This window comes from Hymenobacter agri, assembly GCF_054778495.1.
Genome location: NZ_BAAGZM010000575.1, coordinates 1 through 2,716 on the forward strand (window position 1 = coordinate 1; position 2,716 = coordinate 2,716).

Here is a 2,716-nt window from a genome sequence, read left to right on the forward strand (position 1 = left end):
GGCCAGCGGGGCCAGGCTGTCGGCCGCGATTTCCTGCATCAGCCCGGTGAGGGCCGCCACGCGCTGCCGATGGAAGCCAGGCTGAATAAGCCGGCGCTGCCGCAGCCAGTCGGGCCCCTCGTTGGTGAGCAGGCCGTGGCCGATGTAGCGGGCAAAGCTCTGGCTGAACTTCGACTTGGCGTAGTTGCGGTGGTTTTTCTGCAGCACGTGCTGAATCAGGCCCGGGTCGCGGGTGAGAATGCTTTTCTCGACCCCGCCAATGAACAGCTCCACGGTGTCGCCGTAGCGGGCCAGCACCTGGCTGAGCACTGGCAGCGGGTTCTTAGCCAGGGCAAACGAGCGCAGCAGCGAGCGCCAGCGCGGCACGCGCGGCAGCCGCACGAGCCCGGCCGGCGCAACAGTTTCGGAAGGCAGCAGCTCGGCCATGGCGCGGGGCCACAATGTGATGTGGCTCCCCAAAAATAACGCCGCACCGGGCCCACCCTATCTTTTTCGGGCCGCCCGCGTACAGCCAGGCAAGGGCCTCGCCCCCACCCTGTTCTTTCACCTCCCAAATCCCCGCACCTTATGTGGATTCAGCAACAAGCCAACGCCCCCGCTCCCCTCGCCGACCTGCAAGGCCGCGCCGTCGGCCTCAAATTCGAGTGCAATAAGTGCCACACCGAAGTCTTCACCGACCTGCTCGGCGTGCCCGCCCCCAACGACCAGGCCGACTCTTCGGAGCACGCCGCCAACCACGAAATCGAGGAAGTGAAGTGCCCCGGCTGTGAGATGACCCACACCCTCGAAGTAGACAGCACCTTCGACGGCGTCACGTTCAAAGTAAGCGAAGTGAAGCCAGGCAGCGTGAGCTACCAGGTAGCCGAGCCGAAGTAAGAATGCCTGTCGTTGCGAGCGAAGCGCGGCACCCGAAGGTCAGCGTAGCTAATCCTTCCTCTCGCAGCGACCAACACCCAAGATGTGCAAAGCCCCGACGCTGTGTAGTGTCGGGGCTTTTCGCTTAAAAAACTTGGTCACTTTATCTGGCTTTCCGCATCGAGAGAAAGGATTAGATACGCTGACCTTCGGGTGCCGCGCTTCGCTCGCAATGACAGGCGGGGACGTTCTACTTCTCCCGCTCAATCGTGTAGTTAATTAGCTGCTCCAGCGACAGGCGGGCCGGCGACTCCGGGAAGGTGTGCAGAATGGCCAGGGCTTCGTCGCGGTAGCGCTTCATGGTCTGAATCGCGTAGTCGAGGCCGCCCGATTTTTTCACAAAGTCGATGACTTGCTGCACCCGGTCGCGGTGGCCGGCATTGTTTTTCACGTTGAAGATAACCTGGCGCTTTTCGAGCCAGCTGGCCTGTTGCAGGGCGTAAATCAGCGGCAGCGTCATCTTTTTTTCTTTGATGTCGATGCCCACCGGCTTGCCGATTTCGGCCGTGCCGTAGTCGAACAGGTCGTCCTTAATCTGGAAGGCGATGCCCACTTTCTCGCCGAAGAGGCGGGCGCGCTCAATCGTCTCCTTATCGGCCCCGACGGAGGCCGCGCCCACCGCCGTGCACGAGGCAATGAGCGAGGCCGTTTTCTGCCGAATGATGTCGAAATACACGTCCTCCGTGATGTCGAGCTTGCGGGCTTTTTCAATCTGCAACAGCTCGCCTTCGCTGAGCTCGCGCACGGCGTTGCTCACAATTTTGAGCAGGTCGAAATCGTCGTTTTCGAGCGAGAGCAGCAAGCCGCGCGAGAGCAGGTAATCGCCCACAAGCACGGCAATCTTGTTCTTCCACAGCGCGTTGATGGAGAAGAAGCCGCGGCGGTAATTGCTTTCGTCCACCACGTCGTCGTGCACCAGCGTGGCCGTGTGTAGCAGCTCGATGAGGGCCGCGCCGCGGAACGAGGCATCGGGCAGCGGGTCGCCGGTGTTGGGCTCGGGGCGGGCGGCGCGGGCCGTGAGAAACACGAACATCGGCCGAATCTGCTTGCCCTTGCGCTTCACGATGTAGCCCATAATCTTATCGAGCAGCAGCACCTTGGTGCGCATCGACTGGCGGAATTTGGACTCAAACTCGGTCATTTCGGCCGCGATGGGGGCCTGAATCTGGTCGAGGGAGATGGTGGCGGGGTTGGGCATTGCGGCGGCAATGATACGCCACAACTTCTATGCGATGAAGGGATGGCGTGATGAAGTGCCGGGACGTGTAAACAAAGTCGTTTTTTATCTCTTCATTACATCGTTACCAACTGCCCCGTTTCTTCGTTGCCTCATAACTGCGTCACCGCTAGCTTCATGCTCACTCGCCAGTCTTTTCTGCTCACCGGCCCCGCCCACGGCCGGCCCTTCGAAGCCGATGCCACTTACCGCGCCGATGGCCGGGCCAAACCGGTGCTGCTGTTCGTGCACGGCTTCAAAGGCTTCAAAGATTGGGGGCACTTCCCGCTGCTGGCCAGCTTCTTTGCCGAGCGCGGCTTTGTATTTGTGAAGCTGAACCTGTCGCACAACGGACTGGTGGTAGGCGGCACCGGCGATTTAGAGGATTTAGACGCCTTTGGGCGCAACAATTTCAGCATCGAGCTCGACGACATCGGCCAAGTTATCGACGCGTTGTTTGCGCCCGGCCTTACGCCCGTGCCGGCTGCGGAGATGGACTTGAGCCGCTTTTTCCTGGCCGGGCACAGCCGCGGCGGCGGCCTCGTGCTGCTGAAAGCCGCCGAAGACCCGCGCGTGCGCGCCCTC

The 2,716-nt window shown here is 61.4% G+C and carries 4 protein-coding genes; 2 read left to right on the forward strand and 2 right to left on the reverse strand.

Annotated features, from left to right (window positions below):
• Positions 1-426, reverse strand: a 426-nt coding sequence (locus tag ACYVDE_RS19580) for a cytochrome P450 (RefSeq protein WP_460503223.1), incomplete at its 3' end; no start/stop codon positions are given.
• Positions 427-567: 141 nt separating this feature from the next.
• Here ACYVDE_RS19580 and ACYVDE_RS19585 point away from each other — a divergent pair.
• Complete coding sequence (locus ACYVDE_RS19585; RefSeq protein ID WP_460503224.1) at positions 568-876, forward strand: hypothetical protein; 309 nt, start codon at positions 568-570, stop codon at positions 874-876.
• A 229-nt stretch (positions 877-1,105) separates the two neighbouring features.
• On the opposite strand, the gene ACYVDE_RS19590 is transcribed toward ACYVDE_RS19585, so the two are convergent.
• Entirely contained in the window at positions 1,106-2,113 is a 1,008-nt protein-coding gene (locus ACYVDE_RS19590; RefSeq protein WP_460503225.1) for a polyprenyl synthetase family protein, read from the reverse strand.
• A gap of 156 nt (positions 2,114-2,269) precedes the next feature.
• Here ACYVDE_RS19590 and ACYVDE_RS19595 point away from each other — a divergent pair.
• Positions 2,270-2,716: alpha/beta hydrolase family protein (locus ACYVDE_RS19595; protein ID WP_460503226.1), on the forward strand; the 447-nt coding region annotated here is incomplete at its 3' end.

Bases quoted from the DNA above. Each gene is read 5' to 3' on its own strand.
- ACYVDE_RS19585 (WP_460503224.1), top strand. From the start codon at position 568: ATGTGGATTCAGCAACAAGCCAACGCCCCCGCTCCCCTCGCCGACCTG.
- ACYVDE_RS19590 (WP_460503225.1), bottom strand. From the start codon at position 2,113: ATGCCCAACCCCGCCACCATCTCCCTCGACCAGATTCAGGCCCCCATC.